Consider the following 17450-nt stretch of genomic DNA (forward strand, 5'->3'; position numbering starts at 1 on the left):
GCCGCGCGCGTCATGATTGCGTCAGAGCATGGAATTCGCCCGTCAAATCACCCGTCTGCCCCGCGCCTATGACCCCGAACTGGGGCAGGATTGTCTTGACCGTCTGCCCGGTCTCAGCGGCGATCTGGCCGAGCTGATCCGGGGCGCGGCGGGCAGCAGCCCCTATCTCAAGGAACTGGCCGAACGCCAGAAGGACTGGCTGGTTTCCGCGCTCGAGGATGCGGACGCAGCCCTTGCGGCGCTGTTCGATGACATCGCGGCAAAGCGCGAAGACCCGCCAAAGGCGGACGAGTTGAAACCCCTGCTGCGGCAGGCCAAGCAGCGGGTCGCGCTGATCGCCGGACTCGCCGATCTGGCCGGGGTCTGGCCGCTTGAACGCGTGACCGGCGCGCTCAGCGAATTCGCGGCGCTGGCCTGCGATGTGGCGGTCAAGGCAGAGATCGCACAGCTTGTGCGGCGCGGGAAACTGCCGGGGCAGGGCGAAGATGACATCGCCGAGGCTGCGGGCCTTGTGGTGCTGGCGATGGGCAAGATGGGCGCGGGCGAGCTCAACTATTCCTCTGATATCGACCTGATCGTGCTGTTCGATGAAACCCGCTATGACGCGGACGATTTTCACGACGCTCGGCAGGGTCTTGTCCGGGCGACCCGCAACATGTGCGCGACGCTCAGCGACAGGACCGGCGACGGCTATGTCTTCCGCACCGATCTGCGGCTTCGCCCGGATCCTTCTGTCACACCGGTCTGCATGTCGATGGCGGCGGCCGAAACCTATTACGAAAGCCTTGGCCGCACATGGGAGCGCGCGGCCTATATCAAGGCCAACCCTGTGGCGGGGGATCTCAAGGCGGGGGCGCGATTTATCAAGACCCTGCGCCCCTTCATCTGGCGGCGGCATCTCGATTTCGCCGCGATTCAGGACGCCCATGACATGCGCCTGCGCATCCGCCAGACCAAGGGGCTCGGCGGTGCGATCACGGTGCCGGGCCATGACATGAAGCTTGGTCGCGGCGGTATCCGCGAGATCGAATTCTTCACCCAGACCCGGCAGCTTATCGCAGGCGGGCGCGACGAAAGCCTGCGCCTGCGCGGCACGGTACCGGGTTTGGAGGCGCTGACCGCGCGTAACTGGCTCCCCTCGGACATAAGCAATCGCCTGATCGACTATTACCGCGCCCATCGCGAAGTCGAACATCGCATCCAGATGGTGCATGACGCCCAGACCCACAAGGTGCCGGTCAACCCCGAGGAAATGGCTCGCGTCGCCTGCCTTATGGGCAAGGACAGCGCGGCTCTGAGCGCCGAACTGGCCGAACGGCTGAGCGCGGTGCATGAGCTGACCGAAGGCTTTTTCGCCCCCGACAGCCACGGCACTCCGCAGGAAGATCCGCCGCCCGAGATCGACATTTCGGTCTGTCGCCGCTGGCCAAGCTATCCGGCGCTTCGATCCGAACGGGCGCGGCGCATTTTTGAACGGCTGCGGCCCGAGCTTCTCAACCGGCTGTCGCGCACCAGCGAGCCACAGGAAGCGCTTCTGGCACTTGACGGGTTTCTTGCTGGTCTGCCCGCCGGGGTGCAGCTCTTTTCGCTTTTCGAAGCCAATCCGCAGCTTATCGACTTGCTGGTGGATATCGTTGGCACCTCGCCCGCGCTGGCGGGCTATCTGTCGCGCAACGCCTCGGTTTTCGACGCGGTAATCGGTGGCGATTTCTTTGCCGACTGGCCGGGCGAAGAAGCGTTGACCGAGGGGGCAATCGACGCGCTGGCCCGCGAGCCGGATTATGAAAGCAAGCTCGACGCCGCACGGCGATGGGCCAAGGAATGGCGGTTCCGCATCGGGGTGCACCATCTGCGCGGCCTGATAAGCGCGGATGAGGCGGGCGCGCAATATGCCGATCTCGCCGACAGTGTGATCAAGGCGCTGTTCCCGGCGGTCGTCACGCAATTCGCGGAAAAGCACGGGGCGCCGCCGGGCCGGGGGGCGGCCGTGCTGGGCATGGGCTCGCTGGGCGCGCGGGCGTTGAACGCGGCCTCGGATCTCGATCTGATCGTGATCTACGACCCCGAGGATCAGGAAAGTTCTGACGGGAAACGCCCGCTTGCTGCCCGTCCCTATTACGCGCGGCTGACGCAGGCGCTGATCACGGCGCTGACCGCGCCGATGGCCGAAGGGCGGCTCTACGAGGTGGATATGCGCCTGCGCCCCTCGGGCAATCAGGGGCCGGTCGCCACAAGCTGGACCAGCTTCCGCGACTACCAGCAGAACGAGGCATGGGTCTGGGAACATCTGGCCCTGACCCGGGCAAGGGTCATCACCGAGAGCGGCACAGGCCTTGGGCAGGAAATCGAAAACTTCCGGGCGAAGCTCCTGGGGCAGCCGCAGGAACGCGAAAAAGTCCTGCGAGAGGTGGCCGAGATGCGCGACAGGCTGATGGTCGCGAAATCTCCCGACGGGCCGTGGGATGCCAAGACCGGGCCGGGGCGTATGCAGGATATCGAACTGGTCGCGCAGGCCGGCGCGCTGCTGGCGGGCGAACCAGTCGGCGGCGTCGGGGAGGGGCTCAGGGCGGCGGCGACGGCAGGATGGCTGTCGGAGGCGGATGCCGGGGCACTTGGTGCCGTTTACGACAGGCTCTGGGCCGTGCGCACGGCGGCACGGCTGCTTACCGGTGGTCCGCTTGACAGCGCCCGCATTGGCGAGGGCGGCGCAACCTTCCTGTGCCGGACGGCCGGGGCCGAGGATCTCGAAAGCTTGCAGGACGAGCTGGCCGCGTCCTATTCGGAAACCGCGGCCCGGATAGACGCGGCGCTTGAGGGGGTATCACGCGATGAAGAATGAAGACGACCCCAAGGGGCTGATCCGTGAAGCCTATCGGATCGATGGGATCACCCTTGCCGAATGCCGCTCGATCTTTCTCGACTGGGCGTTGAGCCTGCCTGCAGACGCGGATACCGCCCCGGCGATCGAGCGTCTGTCAGGCCATTACGGCCCGGATCATCCGGACCATCCGATGACCGCGGTACTGGCCGAAGGCAAAACCACGCTGACGACGCCGCGCCGACGGGGCGGCTGGCGTTCGCGTCCGCGCAACTGACCCTTTCGCCGCGCCACGCACCCGCGTATGAGACTGCCATGACAGAGAACCCCACCACCCCCGACCTGCCGCGCGTGCGCCTGAAACCCAAAGCCAATGCGCGCGGTATGCGCCGGGGCTTTCCATGGGTTTACGACAATGATCTGGTGACCGACCGGCGCACCCGCGCGATCACGCCCGGCGCGCTGGCGGTGCTTGAGGATAGTGAACGAAACCCGATCTCGCTGGTGGCGGTCAATCCAAGCTCCAAGATCATCTGTCGTGTGCTCGACACGGACTTGAACGCGCGCGTCGACACCGGTTGGTTCGCCACACGGTTGGAACGTGCGCTTGCCCTGCGCGAACGGCTCTATGACGCGCGTTGTTACCGGCTGGTCCATGCCGAGGCGGACGGGATGCCCGGCGTCGTGATTGACCGGTTCGGCGATACCTGTGTTGTGCAACCCAACGCGGCCTGGGCCGACGCGCGGATCGATCAACTGGCCGAGGCGCTGGCTCAGGTGACCGGTGTGACCACGATCCTCAAGAACGCCAGCGGCCGGACACGCGCGCTTGAAGGGCTCGACGATCAATCCTCGATCCTGCTGGGCGAAGCCCCGACCAAGCCGCTGCAGGTGCCGATGAACGGAGCGACCTACATGGCCGACCTGACCGGCGGGCAAAAAACCGGTCTGTTTTATGACCAGCGCCCGAACCACGCCTTTGCAGCCGGTCTGGCCAAGGACGCCCGGGTATTGGATGTCTTTTCGCATGTGGGGGGCTTTGCGCTTGCCACGCTGGCAGGCGGCGCAGCCTCGGCGCTGGCCGTCGATGGGTCGGCCCCGGCACTTGAACTGGCAGAAAAAGGAGCCGAGGCCGGTGGCATGGCGGACCGCTTCACCACGCGGCAGGGCGATGCGTTCGAGGTGCTGACAGCGCTTGGTCAGGAAGGCGCGCAATTCGACGTCGTGATCTGCGACCCGCCCGCCTTTGCGCCGAACAAACAGGCGCTGGATGCCGGGCTGCGCGCCTATGAGCGGATTGCCAAGCTGGCTGCGCCGTTGGTCGCCGAGGGCGGCTATCTGGGTCTATGTTCCTGTTCGCACGCCGCCGATCTGGCCAAGTTCCGCGAGGCAAGCCTGCGTGGGATCGGACGCGCGGGCCGTCAGGCGCAGCTTCTTTACACCGGCGCGGCGGGACCGGACCACCCGCAGCTGCCGCAGCTTGCAGAAAGCGGCTATCTCAAAGCGGTGTTCTTCCGGCTGTGAAGATCGTCATCGACACATGCGTGTTGTACCCGACGGTGATGCGGGAAATGGTGCTGGCCGTCGCGGCGAAGGGCCATTTCACACCGATCTGGTCGGCACGTATTCTCGAGGAATGGGCGCGGGCCGCGATCAAGCTGGGTCCGCAGGGCGAAATACAGGCGCGGTCTGAAATCGCGCTTTTGCGATCGCGCTGGCCCGATGCCGAACAGGCGGCTGCACCGGGAATCGAGGCGCGGCTCTGGCTGCCGGATCCGGCGGACCTGCATGTTCTGGCCGTGGCTGTCGCTGCCTCGGCAGATGCGATCATGACCCTGAACGCCAAGGACTTCCCGCGCAATATTCTTGAGGAGGAAGGTCTGGCCCGCGTCGATCCCGATGGTTTCCTGCATAGTATCTGGCAAGAGCATCCCAAGGATGTCGGCGATGCGGCGAACGCCGTTCTCGAGGAAGCCCGTCGCCTGTCGGACAAGGGGTGGGAGATGCGCGCGCTGCTCAAGAAAGCGCGCTTACCGCGACTGGCAAAGGCGCTTGCGTGAACCGGCTCAGACGCCCCAGTCGCTTTCCAGCCGTTCCAGCGCGGCGATACGTTCCTGCGTTTTCGGGTGGCTCATCAGCCACGCGGGAGCAACACCGGCGCGGTTTTCCGTCAGAGCGTCCAGCTTGTTGAAAAGCGATTTCTGCGCCGAAACGCCGATCCCGGCCTTCGTCAGCAAGGCGGCGGCATAGGCGTCGGCCTCGTATTCATCCTGACGCGACAGGCGCGCAGCCAATAGCGAGGTCAGCGCGCCAGCGATCCATGGGCCGATAAAGGGAATGAACCGCCCAAGCACCATCATCAGCGCTGTGCGCAGGGCGTTCTGCCCGGAAAAGTCGATCATCCGGCGCCGTGCATGGCCCAATGCCACGTGGCCCAGTTCATGGGCAATAACGCTGGACAGTTCCTCGCCGGTGACTTCGCCGTTCTGGAATTTGCGATAGAAACCGCGCGTGATGAAAATCCGCCCGTCCGGCGCGGCAAGCCCGTTCACGGGGTCGATTTCGTAGATGTAGACGGGGATGCGCGCCACTTCGAGACTGGCCGCCAGACGGTCGGTCAGCTTTTTCAGGCGTGGATCGGCGAGCTCCGTCGATTTCGCGCTTAGTTCCTTTTGGGTGCGCCAAACGGAAAAGCGATACATGACAATCGCATAGATTATGGCCAGCAGGATCGGGGTAAAGCGCAGCATCACCCAGATATGGCGCGGCGAGAGATGGGAAACAAGGCGTCAGAGATCAAATTCGCTTGGTCGCAACATCGATCGAAGTCCGTTCGCTCAAACGAAAACGGGGGCGGCAGATGCCACCCCCGGTCTTCACCCTTTTCAGCGTGATCAGGTCGCCCGCCGACGTCTTGCCGCGAGCAGTCCCAGCGCACCCACCAGCAACATGCCCGTCGCGGGAAGCGGTATGGCTGGCGGTTGTGACGTGCGCAGCGGTCCTTCGAGCGTATAAGTGTTCAGGTAGGGACCAAGGTTATTCGGCGGCGCCAGCATCTCGAGATAGAGATAGGCCGAGATATCTGTCGGGCTGCTGAAGTTCATCACATAGGTCGACGGAAAGGTGTAGTTGACCGCCGTTTCCGATGTCACGCCGACGCCGGGCACTTCGATGCCGAAAATGAAGGAATCCGGCTGGGTGCCGCGTGGCATGTCGAGTGTCAGTGTGTATTGCTCGTTCGCGTAAAAATCATAGAGCGTTTTCGAGCGCAGGATGGCCGGAGCGGACGATCCGGTGCCGTCAAGGTCGATGCAGGTGGTCGGGCAGGCATAAGATCCGCCCGCGTTCAGGATATCGACATTACCCTGCACAATGTCCCAGTTCGTCAGATCGGTGACGGTCGTAAAACCTCCGCCGCCCTGATCGTCGTCCGAGAACGTGTCCTGAAAGATCACTGCTGCCTGCGTACTGCCTGCAACGAATGTGAATGCTGCCGCAAAGGCGGCAAGTCCAAGTCTGAGCATAATACCCCCGGTGAGTTCGTCATAAAATTAACCTAACGTTAACATGCAAGGAGGCTATTACAAAACGGTTTCTAAAAAGAGCCTTTCCGTCAGCGCGTAAGTTCGCGCATACCTTTGCCAAGTCCGGCGAGAGTCATCGGAACCATCTGATCTTCAAAGATTTCCTGGATCATCTTGATGGAGTGGGTATAGGCCCAGTACTTCTCGGGAACCGGGTTGATCCAGAGGTTCGACTGCCAGTGATCGCGGGCGCGCTGCAGCCAGGTCTGCCCGGATTCGGGGTTCCAGTGCTCGTTAGCGCCGCCCGGATAGGCGATTTCATAGGGGCTCATCGAGGCATCGCCGACAAAGATCGCCTTGTAATCCGGCCCGTAGGTGCGCAGCACCTCATGGGTCGGTGTCTGCGCATCCCAGCGCCGCCGGTTGTCGCGCCAGACGCCTTCGTAGAGGCAGTTGTGGAAGTAGAAATACTCCATGTGCTTGAACTCGGACCGCGCGGCCGAGAACAGTTCTTCGACCACCTTGATGTGCGGGTCCATGGAGCCGCCCACATCGAGAAACAGCAGCACCTTGACCGCGTTGCGCCGTTCGGGGCGGGTTTTTACGTCGAGATAGCCATGTTCGGCGGTAGATCGGATCGTGCCATCCAGATCAAGCTCGTCCGCGGCGCCCTCGCGCGCCCAGCGGCGCAGCCGTTTGAGCGCCACCTTGATGTTACGCGTACCCAGTTCAACCGTGTCGTCGAGGTTCTTGAATTCGCGCTTGTCCCAGACCTTGACCGCGCGCTGGTGGCGGCTTTCTTTCTGGCCGATGCGCACGCCTTCGGGGTTGTAGCCATAGGCGCCAAAGGGTGACGTCCCGGCGGTACCGATCCACTTGTTGCCGCCCTGATGGCGGCCTTCCTGCTCCTTGAGCCGTTCGCGAAGGGTTTCCATCAACTTTTCGAAGCCGCCAAGCGCCTCGATCTCGGCCTTTTCCTCGGGGCTCAGGTGCTTTTCGGCCATCTTTTCCAGCCAGTCGGCGGGAATGTCCACGGCTTCGAGAACCTGCTCGAAGCTGATGTTTTCCAGCCCCTTGAAGCTTGCCGCAAAAGCCTGGTCGAACTTGTCGAGGTTGCGTTCGTCCTTCACCATGGACACGCGGGCGAGATAATAGAACGCCTCGACATCATAGGTTGCGAGGCCCTTTTTCATGGCTTCCAGAAAGCTCAGGAATTCACGCAGGGAAACCGGGATACCGGATTTGCGGAGATTCTCGAAGAACGGGAGAAACATGAAACTGGCCCCTGATTGCGCGTTATTGCGTGCAGGTTAACGGCTCTTGCGCCGGGATGCCAGTGCGGCCCTAGATCGAGGCGCGGTGGATGAAAACCGTGGCGAACAGACCGACAATGGCAAGCGCGATGGCGCAGGCAGCGGCATACTGGAGCATGTCCAGCCTGTTGCCGCCCTTGCGCCGGGCGGTGATCGCTCCAAGAGCCGCGCCCAGTACGGCGCCCCCGATGACCAGCATGTGAATTCCTCGCTTTCAGCTCAGCCGCGGGGCAGGGGCGAGAGATCCGAGATTTCGCGCATCTTTGCCTTGACCGCCGCGTCAGAGCCGAACCCGTATCGCGCCCATCCCAGACTGTCCAGCCTGACCGAACGCGCCTCGTCGGTTTGTCCCATCAGGTCGAGCGCTTCGGCCTTGAGGAGCATGAGCGTCGACATGAGCGCCGCGTTCTCGGCCCGTGCAGCAACCGGTATGTACGGATCAACCTGTTCCAGCGCGCTGGCGCCCCTGCCTTGCGAAATCGCAAAGGCGGCGGTTTGGGTCACGACAAAGGCGCGATGCAATTCGGTGCCCGGCGTGGCCGAAAGATAGCCCATCGCGCTTTCATAGTGCTGCTGGGCAAGGCGGGGGTCGTCGTTCTGGATCATCCGGCCCAGCATGTAATGACTGAAAGCGCGGCGGTGATCCATCCAGCCCAGATCCTGCGCGGTACGCGCGGCACTGGCCGCCGCCGAGCGTCGGGCGTTGTTGCTCGACCCCGGGCCAAGCGCGATCTGCACATCGCCGATCCAGCTGCGCGGGGTGACCGAAATTGCATGGGATGGCTCGCTGTCGCCACGTGGGTTGAGCCGCGTCAGGATCGACGGCAGCCGCGCGGCGACTTCGGCTTTCGACATGCCTGAATGCAGCTCGGGCGCATAGGTCGCGCGCAGGATCAGCATATCATAGCCAGTCAGCACCGTGTGGACGTTGTCGTCGTTGAACACGGAATCCTGCAACCGATAGAGATCGTTCAGCGGACCGATCGCCTGCGCGAGCTCCTCATGGAGACAGTCGCGGATTTCCTGTGGCGGCGCGTCTTGGGGCACAAAGATGCCCATTTTGTAGCGTTCGCGCAGCAGCGACCAGTTGGTCGCGGGTTGTCTACGCTTACGTTTGAATTCCGCAAGGCTTTCCACATTGGGAACGACGAAACAGGCCGCCTGCGGCAAGGCTTTGCGGATATCTTCGCGGCTGACCGACTGGATCGTGATATTTGCATCCTGCGCTTCGCCGACCTGACGGATGTCGATCCCGGCCTCGCGCTGCAACCGGCCCACCAGCGCGGTCAGATCCGGACGCAGGCTGGGCGCTGCATTGCCGGTGACGCGCACCGAAATCGGGCCTTCGAAACGGGTCAGGATCGGCAGCGGCCGACCGCTTTCCAATTCGAAATGCAGAGAAAGGAAATCGGCGGCGATGTTGGCGTTGGAGGCCACAGGGGCACGCACCATCGTCGGGCCGAATGTCTTGACCGGCGGAAGGGTGCTGTCCGCGATCCTTGCGCGGGTTGGAGTGTCCGAAGCGCCCCTGTCCGAGCAGGCTGCCAGAACGGCGGCAACAAGGATCAGGGCAAAGCGGATCATGGTCGGCTGTACTTGATAAAGGGTGTCTTGACGCCAATCCGGTCATAGAGCTTGCGCGCGGTCTCATTGAAATCCTGCGTGAGCCAATAAACCGATGGCGCACCGGCAGTGTCAGCGGCGGCATAGACCGCTTCGATCAGCGCGCGACCAACGCCGGTGCCGCGGCTTTCCGGCGTGGCATAGAGATCCTGCAGGTAACAGACATTCTCGATCTTCCACCCGTGACGATGAAACAGGAAATGCGTCAGCCCGATCAGCTTGTTGCCGCTCTCGGCCACAAAACAGCTGAAATCCAGTGGGTCATCGCCAATAAGCCGCGCAAAAGTGGAATCGTATATCTCGGGCTCAACCGATGTCTCGTAGAATTCGAGATAGGCGGTCCAGAGCGCGGCCCAGCATTCCCGGTCGTCGGGGCGCAGGGGGCGGATCAGGAAGGTATCTGGTTTGTTCATGGCCGCAAGGTGTCAGAGCGCGGGGCATCGCTCAAGTGAAATTCCTTTGACCCGCGCCCCTGACGGGTCGGGCCAGGTTAGCGGTTCTGCCCGCGTGCCATAAAGGCGAGACGTTCAAAGAGATGGACATCCTGTTCGTTCTTGAGCAGCGCGCCATGCAGCTTGGGCAGGGCATTGGCCCCGTCGCGCTTGAGATCTTCGGCTGTCATATCCTCGGCCAGCAGCAGCTTGAGCCAGTCCAGCACTTCGGATGTGGACGGCTTTTTCTTGAGCCCCGAGGTTTCGCGGAGTTCATAGAACTGGGTCAGCGCGGTGGTCAGCAGGCTTTCCTTGATGCCGGGGTGATGCACCTCGACAATCTTGCGCATGGTCGCTTCGTCCGGGAAGCGGATGTAGTGAAAGAAGCAACGGCGCAAAAACGCGTCCGGCAGTTCCTTTTCATTGTTCGAGGTGATGATCACCACCGGCCGCTGTGTCGCCTTGATGGTTTCGCCGGTCTCGTAGACGTAGAACTCCATCTTGTCGAGTTCCTGCAAGAGGTCGTTGGGGAACTCGATATCGGCCTTGTCGATCTCGTCGATCAGCAGGACGACCTTTTCATCCGTTTCGAAGGCCTGCCAGAGCTTGCCCTTCCTGATGTAGTTCTTCACGTCATGAACGCGCTCGTCGCCAAGCTGGCTGTCGCGCAGCCGGCTGACCGCGTCGTATTCATAAAGACCTTGCTGTGCGCGGGTGGTGGACTTGATGTTCCATTCGATCATCTTCAGGCCAAGGGCATCGGCCACCTGACGGGCCAGCTCGGTCTTGCCGGTGCCGGGTTCGCCTTTGACCAGCAGGGGGCGCTCGAGCGAGACCGCCGCGTTGACCGCAATGGTCAGGTCATCGGTTGCCACGTAATCCTTGGTACCTTCAAACTTCATGTTTATTCAATCCTTTGCCGTTCCCATGGCTATTGCGTTTCAGTTTATGCCTTTTAACCCGAGCGCGGCGTGATTGTGTAGTGACATTCTCGGACGGCTCGTCTAAACGCTGCGACATGGGGAGCCGGATGTCTAGGGAACAGTGATGCAGGACGTTTTTGGCCAGACAGAGGGAGCAGATATGAAGCAGGATGTTTTCCTGCCGGATGATTATCGTCCGGCCGAAGATGAACCGTTTATGAATGATAAGCAGGTTGAATATTTCCGACGCAAGCTGCTGAACTGGAAACAGGAACTATTGGCGGGAAGCCGCGACACGATCGAAGGGCTACAGGACGGGACACGCAATATCCCCGACGTGGCCGACCGTGCCAGCGAAGAAACCGACCGCGCGCTTGAGCTGCGCACCCGCGACCGTCAGCGCAAGCTGGTCTCCAAGATCGACGCCGCGCTGCGCCGCATCGAAGAAGGCGAATACGGATACTGCGAAGTGACCGGTGAGCCGATTTCCCTGAAACGCCTGGATGCACGCCCGATCGCGACGATGAGCCTCGAGGCGCAGGAACGCCACGAGCGCCGCGAAAAAGTCCACCGCGACGACTGATTTCGGTTGGCCTGCCCGGTCAGCCAATGAATTGCATCGCCGGGGCGGGTTGCCCCGGCGTTTTTGTTTGTGACGAACGAGAGACTGATGGAGCTGAAGGGGCGCGAGATCACCGTGCTGGGCGCCGGTATCGGCGGGTTGACGGCAGCGCTGGCGCTGGCGCGACGGGGCGCGCAGGTGCGCGTGCTGGAACAGGCGACCGAGCTGGCAGATGTGGGGGCCGGGATCCAGATCAGCCAGAATGGCATGGTGGTTCTGCGCGCGCTCGATGTCTTTGGCGCTATTCCCGCCGGGGCTGTGCGCTCGAACGGGGTGGAGCTGCGGGATTTCAGGGTGGGGCGCGTGGTGACTCGCCTGCCACCGCCAAAGGCTGGCCCGACATGGTATTTTCATCGCGCCGATCTGTTGGCCCGTCTTGAGACGGCTGCGCTGGGGGCCGGTGCAAGGATCGAGCTGGGGCAGCAGGTGGTCGGGCTGGAACAGGCCGGCAAAGCGGTGACTGTGAAGCTGGCGGATGGCGGCCGCATCGAAAGCCGGCTGGTCATCGGCGCGGACGGGGTGCGCGGCGTGTCGCGCGCTTATGTCTGTGGGCGGCAGGAGGCGCGGTTCTCGGGACAGGCCGCATGGCGCGCGGTCGTTCCGGCGACAGGTAGAGAGCCCACGCGGGCGGCCTTGACCATGGCGCCCGGTCGCCATGTGGTGACCTATCCGCTGCGCGACGGCGCATGGATGAATATCGTGGCAGTGGAGGATCGTCGCGACTGGCGTAAGGATAGCTGGCGCGCGGAAGGTGACATCACCGAGTTCCACGCGCGTTTCGGCGATTTCGGCGGTGAAGTCGGCGGGTTGCTGCGGCGCGTGGACAGGGTGCATCTCTGGGGGCTGCACCTGCATCCGGTTGCCGAGAGCTGGCATCGCGGACAGTTGGCGCTGCTGGGAGACGCGGCCCATCCGACGTTGCCTTTCATGGCGCAAGGGGCCTGTCTTGCTATCGAGGACGCCTGGGTGCTGGCGCAGTCGCTGACAGAGGGCGGACTGGCGCAGTACGAAGCGATGCGGATCGACCGGGCGCGGCGCGTGGTGGCGGCGGCGCGGGGTAATACATGGAAGTTTCATGCGCCAAGCCCGTTTCGCGAAATCGGCCAGATCGCGCTGCGGCTTGGCGGCGAGAGGTTCGCGCCCCGCTTTGAGTGGATCTATGGCGCGGATGTAACCGCTTGAGGGGGCACTTGCCGAAGTGGCAAAGGGGCGCTGCCCCGTCGCCCCGAGGGGCGACTCCCCGGGATATTTTTTACCCAAAGAAGCAGGGGAATTAGATCAGCGCCATGCGTTCGGAGCGTTCCGGGTCTGGGAAGGGCCTGTAGAGTGAGAAATCGGCTGCATGGACCAGCGCACTGACCGCCTGATGCAGGGTTTCAACCTCTTCGCTTTGCTGGCCGGAGAGGCGAAATGCCTGATCGAGCTGGGTCATATCGGCAACTTCGACCTCGAGCAGGAAGTCGCGATAGCAATCCGCAGCGAGGTTGAGTTTGCGTCGCAACAGGCGCCAGCTGCCGATGACGCCACGGCCTTGCAGGAAGCTCATCCATTCATCCACGGCCTTGGCAAAGGCCAGCGCCTTGGCATCGTCCTTGAGATCGATGGTCGCGCAATAAAGGTTCATTCAGCATCACTCCGCCGGTTTTCGGGGAGTTTGGCGCAAATGAGTTACCGGCCTGTTAAGATGAGCGGGGCGGGAACCGATATGCGGCACCCGCCCGTCGATCTTACTCCTCGCCGCCGGTGAGCGTGCCTTCGTCTGTCGCGTCATCTTCTTCGCTTTCAGCGATCCAGGCCACGCTGACGACCTCTTCGCCCTTGGCAGTATTGAAGACGCGGACGCCCCCGGCGCTGCGCGAGCGGAAAGAGATGCCTTTGACCGGCACCCGGATCGACTGGCCGCGCGAGGTGGCAAGCATGATCTGGTCCTCGAGATCGACCGGGAAGGAGGCGACGAGATCGCCACCGCGCATTGCCTTGTCCATCGCCATGACGCCCATGCCGCCGCGTCCGCGCAGCGGGTAGTCATGGCTGGAGGACAGTTTGCCCGAGCCCTTGGCGGTGATCGTGAGGATCAGGTTTTCGGCCGCCGACATCTCGGCATAGCGTTCCTGCGGCAGGGTGCTGTCCTCGTTGCCGCCATCCTCGTCGGATTCGGAATCGTTTTCGGTCACCCCGGCCATCAGGCGGCGCATCTTGAGATAGGAGGCGCGTTCGTCCGGTGTCGCTTCGAAATGGCGGATGATCGACATCGACACGACCCGGTCGCCATTGGTGAGGCGGATGCCGCGAACACCGGTGGATTTTCGGCCTTTGAAGACGCGGACATCGGTGGAGCGGAAACGGATCGCGCGGCCGGAGTCAGTCACCAGCATCACATCGTCATCTTCCGAGGCGATGCGCGCATTTACCAGTTCGACCCCTTCGGGCAGATCCATCGCGATCTTGCCGTTCCGCATCACATTGGTGAAGTCCGACAAGGCGTTACGGCGCACATCGCCCGCCGAAGTGGCGAACATGATCTGCAGATCGTCCCATTCTTTCTCATCCCGGTCGACCGGCATGATCGCGGCAATGGAAACCCCGGTCGGGATCGGCAGGATATTGACGATGGCCTTGCCCTTGGAGGTGCGACCGCCTTGCGGCAGGCGCCAGGTCTTGAGCTTGTGGACCATGCCTTCGGTGGTGAAGAACAGAAGCTGCGTATGTGTGTTGGCGACAAAGAGTGTCGTCACCACGTCATCTTCTTTCAGCCCGCCGCCGGAAACACCCTTGCCGCCGCGTTTCTGGGCGCGGAAATCGGCCAGCGGGGTGCGCTTTATATAGCCGCCCGAGGTGACCGTCACGACCATGTCGGCGCGTTCGATCAGGTCCTCGTCTTCCATGTCGCCGGACCAGTCGACGATCTCGGTGCGGCGCGGCACGGCAAACAGGTCGCGGACCTCTTTCAGCTCGTCCGAGATGATCCCCATGATCCGGTCGCGCGAGCCGAGAATTTCGAGGTATTCCTTGATCTTACCGGCCAGTTCTTCGAGCTCGTCGGTGACTTCTTTGACGCCAAGCTGGGTGAGGCGTTGCAGACGCAACTCGAGGATGGCGCGGGCCTGGATCTCGGACAGGTTATAGGTGCCGTCCTCGTTCATCGTATGGCTCGGGTCGTCGATCAGTCGGATGTATCCGGCGATCTCGGCGGCGGGCCAGCGCCGCGTCATCAGCTTTTCTCGGGCCTCGGCCGCATCGGCGGAGGCGCGGATCGTGGCAACCACTTCGTCCACGTTGGACACGGCAACGGCCAGACCGCAGAGGATATGGCTGCGCTCGCGCGCCTTGCGCAATTCATAGGCGGTACGGCGGGCGACGACATCCTCGCGGAAGTCGATGAAGGAGGTGAGGAAACGCCGCAGGGTGAGGGTTTCGGGACGGCCGCCGTTGAGCGCCAACATGTTGCACCCAAAGGATGTTTGCATCGGGGTGAAGCGGAACAGCTGGTTCAGAACGACCTCGGCCGTGGCGTCGCGTTTCAGCTCGACGACAACGCGAACACCGTTCCGGTCGGATTCATCCTGGACGTGGGCGATGCCCTCAAGGCGTTTCTCGCGGGCGGCTTCGGCGATCTTTTCGATCATCGAGGCCTTGTTCACCTGATAGGGGACTTCGTCGATGATGATCGCCCAGCGGTCCTTGCGGATTTCCTCGATGCGGGTCTTGGCCCGGATGATCACGCTGCCGCGTCCTTCGAGATAGGCTTTGCGCGCGCCGGAACGGCCCAGCATGATACCGCCGGTGGGGAAATCGGGGCCGGGGATATAGTCGATCAGCTGCTCGGAGGTGAGGTCCGGATCCTCGATCAGCGCAAGGCAGGCGTCGATGACTTCGCCAAGGTTGTGGGGCGGAATATTCGTCGCCATACCGACCGCGATACCGCCGGCACCGTTGACCAGCATGTTCGGAAAACGCGCGGGCAGAACCGTTGGTTCGCGGTCTTTGCCGTCGTAATTGTCTTGGAAATCAACGGTTTCCTTGTCGATATCAGCAAGCAGGTAGGCGGCGGGCTTGTCCATCCGCACTTCGGTATAGCGCATGGCCGCAGCGTTATCGCCATCCATTGACCCAAAGTTGCCCTGACCATCCAGAAGCGGCAGCGACATGGAGAAGGGCTGTGCCATACGCACCAGCGCGTCGTAGATCGCGCTATCGCCATGCGGGTGGTATTTACCCATGACGTCGCCAACGGGGCGCGCGGACTTGCGATAGGGCTTGTCATGCGCGTTGTTGGTTTCATGCATCGCGTAAAGGATGCGACGATGCACAGGTTTTAGGCCGTCGCGAAGATCCGGAATCGCCCGGCTGACGATGACCGACATGGCGTAATCCAGGTAGGATGTACGCATCTCGGATTCGATGGACACGGACGGTCCCGAGTAGCTTGGCCGCTCGGGTGGCATTTCATCCATGTTTTCAGGGGGTTCTGGCGTATCAGTCAAGTCGGCTGCCCGTTCTTTGGTCGAGACTATATATTGTGGAGCGACCTTAGCAGAACCGTCATATGAGGTGCAATGCCTCGTGACCCGGCTCTTTGGCAGCCACCGGGAATAACTGCTAACAGATTGTTTTTGTTGATTTTAAAGATTTTGATTTCAAGATGGACCTACAGGCAAGTGTGAGAGGGTTCAAGATGGGAATGAGCGAAACGGAAATGATGCTGCGGGGCTATGGTCTGACGACGGCGGAATTCTACTACCGGATGCCGGATTACCGGAACGTGCTGAACAGCTTTGTCTGGCAGGAATACGACCTTGCGCCAGACCATCCGAAACTGTTCGAATTCGTGGAATTCTGGAACAAGGAAATCGACGGGCCCTTGCATTCGGTGCGATTCACGCATCGCAAATTGCTGAGCTCGGGCGAATGGCGCAATGTCACCGGAGAGTTCACGCTTCATTAACAAATGGCGACAGCGGGCGGTGCACAAAGAGTGCACCCCCTGTACACCCCCTGTACATCGCTCTACGGCATTTCGGCGCGAAAATGCCCGTGACCGGGGCTGGCGGGCGTTCGTGGTTAATTAATCATGAATTCTGAGCGGGTGGGCGGCATGGTGAATGCCGCTGGGTGGTTTGGCGGCATGCCAGTTTGATCCCGGGTTTCAGGAAGCGATTGTCTCGCCTTTTATGTAGGTGGAGAGGTCAAGTGCGGGTACGGAGGTGCGTTCAGGGGTAGTCGCCGGTCAGGAACAGCTCGCTCCGCCCAGCACGCAAAATTTCGCGCAATGGGGGTGGTTGAGGTTCACATCGCGCTCGGCCTCGGCCAGGGTTTCGCCGAGTTCGAACTCGGGCGCATAGGGGAGCAGGGTGCAGGCGAGCACAGTCGGTTTCGCCGCGCCCTTGCGTTTCACCACCATCCGGGACGAGGCGCACATGACCGCGTCGGGGGATTTGTCGAGAATGCCCCAGCAGGCGGTGGTGATTTCCGGCACTTCGGCGGTTTCGTCCATTTCCGGGAATAGAACGGTAATGGCCGGGTCGTGCGCGTCGATGTCGAACCCATAGCGTTCGAACAGCGCGTGGAAACCGGCACGCGCGTCAGGTTCGGATTCGGCCCATCGCATGCGGCCGGCGACAGCCATCCGCAGCCCGGTGTCGCGCAGCCAGATCATGCCTTCGATGGTCTTGGCAAAAGCGCCTTTTCCGCGTTCCTCGTCATGATGGGCGGCGTCGAAGTGATCGAGCGAGATGCGCAGGGTGATCCGTTCGCCAAAGTCCTTTTGAAGATCCGCCAGCCCGGCACGGATGCGCGGGCGCAGCATCGGCTGCATCGCGTTGGTCAGGATCAGAACCTCGTACCCGCGCGTCAGGGCGGCTCGCGCCATGTCGAGCATCTGCGGGTTCATGAAAGGCTCACCGCCGGTAAACCCGATTTCACGGATCGGCCAGTTGCGCGTTTCAATCTGGTCGAGATAGTCTTTCACCTCGTCAGCGGTGAGATAGACCAGCGCATCATTGGTAGGGCTGCTTTCGATATAGCAGTTCGCACAGGTAATATTGCAAAGCGTGCCCGTGTTGAACCAGAGCGTTTCAGGATGGGAGAGCGCGACAGAGGCCCGTTCAGACCCGTCGGCTGTGATGCGGGGATCGACGAACTTGCCCGAATTTGCGCCCCGATGATCGAGATCTTTCATATACCTGTCCGAAAGCTA

17 protein-coding genes are annotated in these 17450 nt (G+C 62.1%); 7 read left to right on the forward strand and 10 right to left on the reverse strand.

All coding sequences use genetic code 11. The features are described from left to right. Positions 1 to 28: 28 nt before the first annotated feature. Genes ACU0FH_RS01855 through ACU0FH_RS01870 form a run of 4 tightly spaced genes read left to right on the forward strand, consistent with a single transcriptional unit; the run spans position 29 to position 4878 of the window. Positions 29 to 2839, forward strand: coding sequence for a [protein-PII] uridylyltransferase family protein (locus ACU0FH_RS01855; protein WP_446193102.1), 2811 nt, complete (start codon positions 29 to 31; stop codon positions 2837 to 2839). Next, complete coding sequence (locus ACU0FH_RS01860; RefSeq protein WP_238371185.1) at positions 2829 to 3095, forward strand: hypothetical protein; 267 nt, start codon at positions 2829 to 2831, stop codon at positions 3093 to 3095. Before ACU0FH_RS01855 ends, ACU0FH_RS01860 begins: the two co-directional genes overlap by 11 nt. 38 nt (positions 3096 to 3133) lie before the next feature. Beyond that, on the forward strand, positions 3134 to 4342 hold the full coding sequence (locus tag ACU0FH_RS01865; protein ID WP_446193103.1) for an RSP_2647 family RNA methyltransferase: 1209 nt from the start codon (positions 3134 to 3136) through the stop codon (positions 4340 to 4342). Then, a complete protein-coding gene (locus tag ACU0FH_RS01870; RefSeq protein ID WP_446193104.1) occupies positions 4339 to 4878 on the forward strand; it encodes an RSP_2648 family PIN domain-containing protein in 540 nt (179 codons plus the stop codon). The genes ACU0FH_RS01865 and ACU0FH_RS01870 overlap by 4 nt, the downstream gene beginning before the upstream one ends. Positions 4879 to 4884: 6 nt before the next feature. Here ACU0FH_RS01870 and ACU0FH_RS01875 read toward each other — a convergent pair whose 3' ends face one another. The 7 genes from ACU0FH_RS01875 to ACU0FH_RS01905 all read right to left on the reverse strand — a co-directional run bounded on the left by ACU0FH_RS01875 (position 4885) and on the right by ACU0FH_RS01905 (position 10611). Then, the gene (locus ACU0FH_RS01875; RefSeq protein ID WP_446193105.1) at positions 4885 to 5568 is read right to left on the reverse strand and encodes a M48 family metalloprotease; all 684 of its coding nucleotides are present in this window, start codon (positions 5566 to 5568) and stop codon (positions 4885 to 4887) included. Between the two features lie 144 nt (positions 5569 to 5712). Continuing rightward, positions 5713 to 6342 carry a hypothetical protein gene (locus ACU0FH_RS01880; protein WP_446193106.1) on the reverse strand — a complete coding sequence of 210 codons (630 nt, stop codon included), beginning with the start codon at positions 6340 to 6342 and terminating at the stop codon, positions 5713 to 5715. Positions 6343 to 6431: 89 nt separating this feature from the next. After that, complete coding sequence (locus ACU0FH_RS01885) at positions 6432 to 7616, reverse strand: vWA domain-containing protein (RefSeq protein ID WP_446193107.1); 1185 nt, start codon at positions 7614 to 7616, stop codon at positions 6432 to 6434. A 70-nt stretch (positions 7617 to 7686) separates the two neighbouring features. After that, entirely contained in the window at positions 7687 to 7854 is a 168-nt protein-coding gene (locus ACU0FH_RS01890) for a hypothetical protein (RefSeq protein ID WP_088632434.1), read from the reverse strand. A gap of 20 nt (positions 7855 to 7874) precedes the next feature. After that, on the reverse strand, positions 7875 to 9239 hold the full coding sequence (locus tag ACU0FH_RS01895) for a DUF2927 domain-containing protein (protein WP_446193108.1): 1365 nt from the start codon (positions 9237 to 9239) through the stop codon (positions 7875 to 7877). Next, entirely contained in the window at positions 9236 to 9691 is a 456-nt protein-coding gene (locus ACU0FH_RS01900; protein WP_446193109.1) for an N-acetyltransferase family protein, read from the reverse strand. Before ACU0FH_RS01900 ends, ACU0FH_RS01895 begins: the two co-directional genes overlap by 4 nt. A 77-nt stretch (positions 9692 to 9768) precedes the next feature. Next, entirely contained in the window at positions 9769 to 10611 is an 843-nt protein-coding gene (locus ACU0FH_RS01905; protein WP_446193110.1) for an AAA family ATPase, read from the reverse strand. 181 nt (positions 10612 to 10792) lie between these two features. Here ACU0FH_RS01905 and dksA point away from each other — a divergent pair, with 181 nt between their 5' ends. Further along, positions 10793 to 11215: an RNA polymerase-binding protein DksA gene (dksA, locus tag ACU0FH_RS01910; protein ID WP_088632783.1), complete on the forward strand. Its 423-nt coding sequence runs from the start codon at positions 10793 to 10795 to the stop codon at positions 11213 to 11215. A 69-nt stretch (positions 11216 to 11284) separates the two neighbouring features. Next, complete coding sequence (locus ACU0FH_RS01915; protein WP_446193111.1) at positions 11285 to 12436, forward strand: FAD-dependent monooxygenase; 1152 nt, start codon at positions 11285 to 11287, stop codon at positions 12434 to 12436. 91 nt (positions 12437 to 12527) lie between these two features. Here the strand turns inward: ACU0FH_RS01915 and ACU0FH_RS01920 are convergent, their stop codons facing one another. Further along, positions 12528 to 12878: a DUF6614 family protein gene (locus ACU0FH_RS01920; RefSeq protein WP_446193112.1), complete on the reverse strand. Its 351-nt coding sequence runs from the start codon at positions 12876 to 12878 to the stop codon at positions 12528 to 12530. Positions 12879 to 12981: 103 nt separating this feature from the next. Then, entirely contained in the window at positions 12982 to 15708 is a 2727-nt protein-coding gene (gene gyrA, locus ACU0FH_RS01925) for a DNA gyrase subunit A (RefSeq protein ID WP_446193169.1), read from the reverse strand. A 221-nt stretch (positions 15709 to 15929) separates the two neighbouring features. Between gyrA and ACU0FH_RS01930 the strand changes: the two genes are divergently transcribed. After that, positions 15930 to 16199 carry an usg protein gene (locus ACU0FH_RS01930; RefSeq protein ID WP_238371196.1) on the forward strand — a complete coding sequence of 90 codons (270 nt, stop codon included), beginning with the start codon at positions 15930 to 15932 and terminating at the stop codon, positions 16197 to 16199. A gap of 282 nt (positions 16200 to 16481) precedes the next feature. On the opposite strand, the gene ACU0FH_RS01935 is transcribed toward ACU0FH_RS01930, so the two are convergent. Beyond that, positions 16482 to 17432, reverse strand: a complete 951-nt coding sequence (locus ACU0FH_RS01935; RefSeq protein ID WP_446193113.1) for a radical SAM protein — start codon at positions 17430 to 17432, stop codon at positions 16482 to 16484. Positions 17433 to 17450: the final 18 nt, after the last annotated feature.

The organism is Heliomarina sp. (assembly GCF_052826185.1).